Consider the following 6,587-nt stretch of genomic DNA (forward strand, 5'->3'; position numbering starts at 1 on the left):
CGGCCGGAGGGCGGCGTTCTACCCGGCTTGGCTCCGCTCCCGGCTAGGCGACCTGCACGTCAGGTCCCAAGTCCTTGGCCAGCACAACGGCGTTTCTGCCCATGCGCTTGGCTTCATAAAGCGCGTCGTCCGCCTTCTGCAGCAGCCGCTCGAGCGGGTCTCGGCGGCGACCGCCGACGCGGCCCCGAGGCTGGCGGTCACGCAACCGTCAGCAAGACCCCGATGCGTGATCCGCAGCCCCTCGATGGCAGTCCGTATCCGCTCGGCCATCGCCAAAGCCTGCAGCGGTTCACGTCCGGCCGCCCGCACCACTTGAACATTCTGCGCCGCTATGTCTGCTAACACCTTGAACGGCAACGTGGTTTCGGCGGTTCGAAAGCCTAGTTCCGGGGCATATTGAAGATGCTCGGAGAAAACCAGCTTTCGCACGGCTCGTTGATCTTCGAGCTTCCCTGTTTCCCATAGTTTCCAAGGGCTTGCGAGAAACGCTATGGCGGTTCGTAAGGTTTTGTCGAAATCCGGCATCGTCTTCTCGGAGTTTTCGATCTTCTCAACAAGCGCGGCCTTCTCCCTCTGGAGATCAACAAGGCGTGCCTCATAGGCTTCGACCCAACTGCGGATTCGTGGAGTTTGCAATTCGATCAATTAGAAGCCCTATTGATTTGTCAGTCGGTACTTGTCATTGGCCGAGCGCCGGTTTGATCGTATGGACGTAGCCCAGTCCACTGCGTTTCCCGTCGATCCTGTAGCGCGAAATCCTGACCTCGCTCACGCGCCCGTAGCCGATGTCGAATGCCACGACAGCGTGACCTGCCTCGTGAACGGCAAGCGAGCGTAGAAACTCTTCCGGCAGCTCCGTTGCCGTCGGCAATTGCTCTACGATGTGGTCCCCCGAAAGGACTTCCCGACGCCGCCGCGCCAGCCGCTTGGCATCCCGGACGAGTTGCTCGACGTCGGCACCCGACAGGCCATCGGTCGCCATGCCGAACTTCTCGGCCTGGGACTGATCCAGATCGAGGCCGCTGTGGAATGCCAGGATCGATAGCCGTGACTTCGTATCAGGAAACGCAATTTCGAGTTGCCGATCCAGTCGGCCTGGCCGCCGGATCGCGAGATCGAGTTGGTCGGGATAATTGCAGGCTCCAATCACTACGACGCCCTCGCGACGTTCGAAACCGTCCAGAAGCTGCAGGAACCCCGCCATCGCGGCTCGCAAATAGCCGCGGTTTCGATCTGTCTCTGTCCGATCGCCGAACGTATCGACCTCGTCGACGAACAATATTGACGGCGCTTTCTCCTTCGCCTCGGCAAAGGAAGCCCGCATAGCTTTCAAGTGACTGTCGAGCGCGCCTGCTTCCTGCCATTCAGAAACCGAACCGTAAATGATCGGCACCTGGCAGGAATTGGCGAGCGCGCTTACAAACATCGTCTTTCCAACACCTGGAGGTCCGGAAAGCAAGACCCCATTGTCGACATCGCTCCATGGGAGAACACCTGCCTTGTAGTCGGCGAGGTCTTTCGCAAGATTGGTTCCCCATTCCAGCGCAGGTCCGTATCCGTGCATGTCGGCAAGTGTCGGTCCCAACGGTTTTGCGACCTCGCGCGCGGGTTTCGCCGGCACGCGCGAATGAGTTCGCAATCTCTCCAGGGCAAGCATGGGATGACGGCGATCCTGAAAAGCCTTGACCAATCGCGGCCAGGGCTCCGACAAAAGTAGGTCGACGTCCCGGTCTGATAGCGGCAGACCGGCACGTCGAAGCGCGGTCTCTGCATGCCGCCTCGTCCGCGGCTCCAAGTCCAGGACTGCGTCGGAAAACAGCCCCTTGTCGTCGTCGAGATTGTAGTCCGGCGGGGCGATGAAGATCGCTCTTTTGTTTTTATGAGCTTCCATCTCATCGCGAAATGACCGGTCCTTCCACTCATAGGCATAGGAGGTAAACTCCCGGGGCTTCCAGATGCCGGCAGCAAAGGCCTCGGCCGCTTCGGCATAGACCGGGTGATAGAAATCGTCTCTGGCTCGAAGGGTCACGATGAAGTTCGAATGCGGTCTGTTCCTGGCCCGGAGTGACGCCGCGACCGAGCAGGACGCCATGAAAACAGGCAACGTGACGATTGAGTTGCGGACATGCGTCTCCAGCTTCCAAGGCACGCGTGTACGTTTGGCCGAACGTGTTGAAGGCATTGCTCGCTCCTAGAATTTCAAGGTTCCAAAAGGCTCAGAGTGATCCGTGCTGAGCGGAGTAAAGCACAACCGCCACAGATTGCTGGAAATGCGATCTCTCCAGTATTCGGGGTCGACCCGCGTGCCCAACCGATACCAACGCGACATAGTTCGCGCGATGCCGCGATCAGGGTCCAAATAAAAGAATTCGCTGGAGCTGGCAGCTCTGCCGTCGACGACGCTGGGATGTCCGATGGGCCGTCCGATCAAACACGGGACCGTGCGTTGGGCCAACGCCCACGTGTTGATGGCAACCGATGGCGATTGTGCATCGGCACATAGATCAATGTTCTGCAAATCATCGGAGAGACGCCGGAGGCACTCGGCAAGGGCGGATGGGGACATACCAAACAAAGTTCGAGAAACCGAATCACCGTAGATGCTCTGCGGGTCGCTCGCGCGCTGATGAACCTCTCGCAGCGCGAAGCTGCGGAGCGCGCTGCCGTGCCACATCGATACCTGACAATTGTCGAAACGTCGGACGCGCGCATCAATACGAACCTCGAATTGGTTGATTTTTACGTTTCTGAGGGAATCGAGCTGCTTGGCGAGGCATCCATCGGAAATGAGATCACCCGTGCTGGAGCTAGGTGGATACCTCCCAGCTCCCCCGAAATCAGCAACGCAGTGAAAGCCAGCTTTCACGCCGAAGACGCACGGGTTTCTTTCCGGGCTGCTAGAGCTTTGTTGAACAAGCGGCAGGATGAGATCGCGGCGCTAGCCGGTCTCAGCCGGGCCACCGTAAAAAGCCTGGAATCCGGCAAGGACTGGGAGGAGTCGCACCAAACGCTTCTGAGCTTCTACGAGCGCGCTGGTGTCGATTTCATGGGATGGGGTGATCCGGTCACCGACAAGTATTTCGGCGTGGGAGTTAGATGGAAATCTCCAAACACAATTCAGCGCGGTTGAAGTGTAGCGAGATTTCAGGATGCATCGCGCTCCGGCCTTATCGGCGAAGCCGGGCGCAGTGCCTGAGCCGCAAATAATCCTAGCGTAGGCTCGTGTGTTTTAGGACGTCCATCCACATCGACTCGAACTTTCTCCCGTTCGGTGCACCAGGATCTCCTCCCCGCCGAAACGGAAGACGAAGGCGGCATCGTCGACCGTGGCACGGATGCACTGCGAGACAGCGCGGATACAGGCATCGCCTTCAATATGGCCGTGAACGTCGTTGAACCGCTTGAAGTGATCGATATCGAGCAGGATCGCCGAAATCGCGGACGGCCCGGGCGCACCGTTCCACAGCATGCCGCCGATCCGCACCAGCGAGCGGCGGTTCAATAGACCCGTCAACTCATCCCGCTCGGCGTTGCATTCGAGCTGCTGGCAAAGGAGGCTGCCCCTCAGCTGATTGAGAAAATTCTGCCGGTCCTTCTGCTCCAGAAAATAGGCGCTGACCGCCAGGAAAATCGACAGCGTCAGATAGAAAGTGATGATGCCGGAATAGGTCGTCGAAGGCAACGCTCAGATGCGTCGTGGTGAAATGCGACGCGCACATCAGCGCAAGCCCCGCAAGGACGGCAAGGAACCGGGGCCTGAGCGCGATGACGAAGAACAGGAAGGCAGCGGAATTGCCGTTCTGGTAGACGAAGAGGTAGGGACTGGTGCTTTGCGTGGCCACCGCCATCGGCAGGGTTACGCCGAGCACCGCGATCGCCACCGCCAGAACGTCATAGAGGCGGGCGTACGGCCAACGGCGGACCGCCAGGATACAGGCGATGACGAAGGGCGTGAACACCAGGAAGCGAACGGTGAACAGCGCGGTGAAGACATCCGGCAACATGGTGTGATCGCCGAAATAGACGAGGTCGTAATGAAGATGCCGATCACGCCCCAGATGGCGGCAAGTCGCACACGCTCCGCCGCATAATCCCTGCAGAAGAGTTCTTCGATGTCCGGCGAAAAACGCAGATAGCGAAAGCCGCGCGCGATCTGGCCTTCTACCTGGTCTAGCGTCACAACGCCCATCGCCAATTTCCCGAGCTGCGGAAAGACTCGACGCAGAGTACCAGAGAAAACTGAATATTCGTCTAAAGTTAGAGCGGTTCCGGCCTTGCGCCGTGCAGGTCAGGCGGAAGGCAAGTCACTCCTCGGGAACTTTGACCAGCACCGTCCCTGCAGCATCGATCGGCCTGCCATCCTGCGTGCGGATATCGAGCTTCACCGGCAGGCCCGTTTCCTTCTCAACCAGCAATGAATGCTCCTCGCCGGGCTGGAACAAATGTCTTTCGCCGAACTGTCGCAAGGCGACCATCACCGGAAACAGGTCTCGCCCCATCGGCGTCAACTGGTACTCGACCCGCGCCTTTGCCTCCCCGACCGGAACCGTTTCGAAAATGCCGCGCTCGACGAGCGCTCTAAGGCGATCCGTCAGAATGTTCTTGGCAATGCCAAGGCTCTTCTGGAAATCGCTGAAGCGGCGGATGTCATCGAACGCGTCGCGCACGATCAGCAGCGACCACCAGTCCCCGATGGCATCCAGTGATCGCGCACTGGGGCAATAATCTCCCTTCAGTCGTCTGCGGGCCACCATGCCTATTCTCCTCACGCGCCTCACGGAATTTTAGTTGCATTATGAAACCAAAATGGTATCCGTTATTTGGTTTCATTATTAAACCAAACTAAGGAGCAAGTCCAATGGATGGTAGAATTGCTGCGGCGCCGGCAGGCGCTGCAAACGATGCCGCGTGCCCGGTCGACGGCGCCCACCCGGCCTCGCCGCTGACGCGCCCGATGATGACGCTCTTTGCCTTCGCGGCTGGCCTTGCAGTCGCCAACGCCTACTTCGCCCATCCCCTGCTCGACGTCATGGCCGCCGATCTCGACCTATCGGAAACACGCGCCGGCCTGATCGTCGGCGCGACCCAGTTTGGCTACGCGCTCGGCCTGATCCTGCTTGTTCCTCTCGGCGACCTTTTCGATCGCCGCAGGATCATCATCGTCCAGTCGCTGTTGTCAGTTGCGGCCCTTGGCTTCGTCGCCCTTTCAGCCAACGCGGAAATGCTGATGGCTTCAATCGCGGCGGTCGGCATGCTGGCAGTCCTCACACAGGCGCTGGTCGCCTATGCGGCCAGCCTGGCTCGCCCGGCGGAACGGGGCCGCGTCGTGGGGTTTGTCACCAGCGGCATCGTCATAGGCATTCTCTCCGCCCGCGCCGTTGCCGGGCTTCTGACGGACTTGGCCGGCTGGCGCTCGGTCTATCTGGTGTCGGCTGCGCTTACGCTCCTGATCGCGCTGTTGCTTTACAAGCTGCTGCCGGATCAACAGCGAAAGGCAAGCAAGCTCACCTATTTCCGCCTCGTCTCCTCCACCTTCTTGCTGATCAGGCAAGAGCCAGTTCTGCGTACCCGCGGCGTCATCGCCATGCTGATCTTCGCCAACGTGACGACGCTGCTCACCCCGCTCGTCCTGCCGCTGAGCGTGCCACCCTTTTCCCTGTCGCATACGCAGGTCGGCCTCTTTGGGCTGGCCGGCGTCGCCGGGGCGCTGGCGGCGTCACGAGCCGGACACTGGGCCGATCTCGGATTTGGCCAGAGAACGACGGGGATATCTCTGGCGCTTATGCTCGCCGCATGGTTGCCGATCTCGCTGCTGGACCATTCGCTTCTGTGGCTCGTCGCCGGCGTCCTCGTGCTCGACTTCGGGCTCCAGGCCGTGCACGTGACCAACCAGGCGCTGATCTATCGCGTTCGACCAGAAGCGCAGAACCGGCTGACCGCCGCCTACATGTTCTTCTATTCGCTCGGGAGCGCGATCGGGTCGTCCTTCTCCACCATCACTTACGCCTATGCGGGATGGCACGGCGTCTGCCTGATGGGCGCAGCGCTCAGCCTTGCGACCCTGCTCTTCTGGCTGGCAACGAGACCGGCGGGTTCGCAAGATGACGCGACGCTGAACGATTAGCTGACTAGTCAGCTTTGCGCCGGCCGCCCACCCAACGGGCGGCCGCGCTTTGGTGCAGCCCGCCCGCCGGCTCCCCAACCGCGTGGCATTTTGCGGCCTGGCTCTGCTGAAGCATCACCGAAACCGTGCGTTTACGTTGCCTGAGCGTCATCTGTCCCGGACCGAGGCCATGTCGGACGCCAAAAACACGTCAGGCAGCAATGTAGCGGAGGAACGTGCCGCCCAACAAATGGCTGCGATTGTCGTGTCTTCGGAGGATGCGATGCTGTCGCTGGAAACGGCGCCATCACCAGCTGGAACATCGGCGCCGAGCGCCAGTGGGTGCTGCGTCTCGTCGCGCCGCTGGCGAGGCTTTCATCCCGGAAATGTCGGCAATAAAAACCGCCTTGGCATTTGCTTCTTGTTCCAATGCAAAAAGGGCCCCGAGTTTCCTCGGAGCCCTTTGATAAGTCTCGTAAATTTT

The 6,587-nt window shown here is 60.0% G+C and carries 8 protein-coding genes; 3 read left to right on the forward strand and 5 right to left on the reverse strand.

Annotation, left to right across the window (positions count from 1 at the left end):
• Positions 1-18 precede the first annotated feature (18 nt).
• Complete coding sequence (locus tag XB14_RS24885) at positions 19-645, reverse strand: hypothetical protein (protein ID WP_077965386.1); 627 nt, start codon at positions 643-645, stop codon at positions 19-21.
• A gap of 34 nt (positions 646-679) precedes the next feature.
• Complete coding sequence (locus XB14_RS24890) at positions 680-2,182, reverse strand: AAA family ATPase (RefSeq protein WP_234804139.1); 1,503 nt, start codon at positions 2,180-2,182, stop codon at positions 680-682.
• Positions 2,183-2,626: 444 nt separating this feature from the next.
• Here XB14_RS24890 and XB14_RS24900 point away from each other — a divergent pair, with 444 nt between their 5' ends.
• Positions 2,627-3,130 (forward strand): helix-turn-helix domain-containing protein, encoded by a 504-nt coding sequence (locus tag XB14_RS24900; protein WP_077965387.1) that lies wholly within the window; start codon positions 2,627-2,629, stop codon positions 3,128-3,130.
• Positions 3,131-3,229: 99 nt separating this feature from the next.
• Here XB14_RS24900 and XB14_RS33350 read toward each other — a convergent pair whose 3' ends face one another.
• The 3 genes from XB14_RS33350 to XB14_RS24915 all read right to left on the reverse strand — a co-directional run bounded on the left by XB14_RS33350 (position 3,230) and on the right by XB14_RS24915 (position 4,754).
• A complete protein-coding gene (locus tag XB14_RS33350; protein ID WP_179119661.1) occupies positions 3,230-3,514 on the reverse strand; it encodes a GGDEF domain-containing protein in 285 nt (94 codons plus the stop codon).
• 1 nt (position 3,515) lies between these two features.
• Positions 3,516-4,004, reverse strand: a complete 489-nt coding sequence (locus XB14_RS33355; protein WP_179119662.1) for a hypothetical protein — start codon at positions 4,002-4,004, stop codon at positions 3,516-3,518.
• Positions 4,005-4,304: 300 nt separating this feature from the next.
• On the reverse strand, positions 4,305-4,754 hold the full coding sequence (locus XB14_RS24915) for a winged helix-turn-helix transcriptional regulator (protein ID WP_077965401.1): 450 nt from the start codon (positions 4,752-4,754) through the stop codon (positions 4,305-4,307).
• A gap of 104 nt (positions 4,755-4,858) precedes the next feature.
• Here XB14_RS24915 and XB14_RS24920 point away from each other — a divergent pair, with 104 nt between their 5' ends.
• A complete protein-coding gene (locus XB14_RS24920; RefSeq protein WP_077965403.1) occupies positions 4,859-6,124 on the forward strand; it encodes an MFS transporter in 1,266 nt (421 codons plus the stop codon).
• A gap of 169 nt (positions 6,125-6,293) precedes the next feature.
• On the forward strand, positions 6,294-6,587 hold a 294-nt coding region (locus tag XB14_RS33475; RefSeq protein WP_210190046.1), incomplete at its 3' end, for a hypothetical protein.

Source organism: Ensifer adhaerens (assembly GCF_002007205.1).
GTDB classification, from domain to species: Bacteria; Pseudomonadota; Alphaproteobacteria; order Rhizobiales; family Rhizobiaceae; genus Ensifer; species Ensifer adhaerens_D.

What these genes read in the sequence shown, in the direction of transcription:
- XB14_RS24915 (WP_077965401.1), bottom strand. Translation starts at nt 4,754, where the DNA reads ATGGTGGCCCGCAGACGACTGAAGGGAGATTATTGCCCCAGTGCGCGA.
- XB14_RS24900 (WP_077965387.1), top strand. Translation starts at nt 2,627, where the DNA reads ATGAACCTCTCGCAGCGCGAAGCTGCGGAGCGCGCTGCCGTGCCACAT.
- XB14_RS33355 (WP_179119662.1), bottom strand. Translation starts at nt 4,004, where the DNA reads ATGTTGCCGGATGTCTTCACCGCGCTGTTCACCGTTCGCTTCCTGGTG.
- XB14_RS24890 (WP_234804139.1), bottom strand. Translation starts at nt 2,182, where the DNA reads ATGCCTTCAACACGTTCGGCCAAACGTACACGCGTGCCTTGGAAGCTG.
- XB14_RS24920 (WP_077965403.1), top strand. Translation starts at nt 4,859, where the DNA reads ATGGATGGTAGAATTGCTGCGGCGCCGGCAGGCGCTGCAAACGATGCC.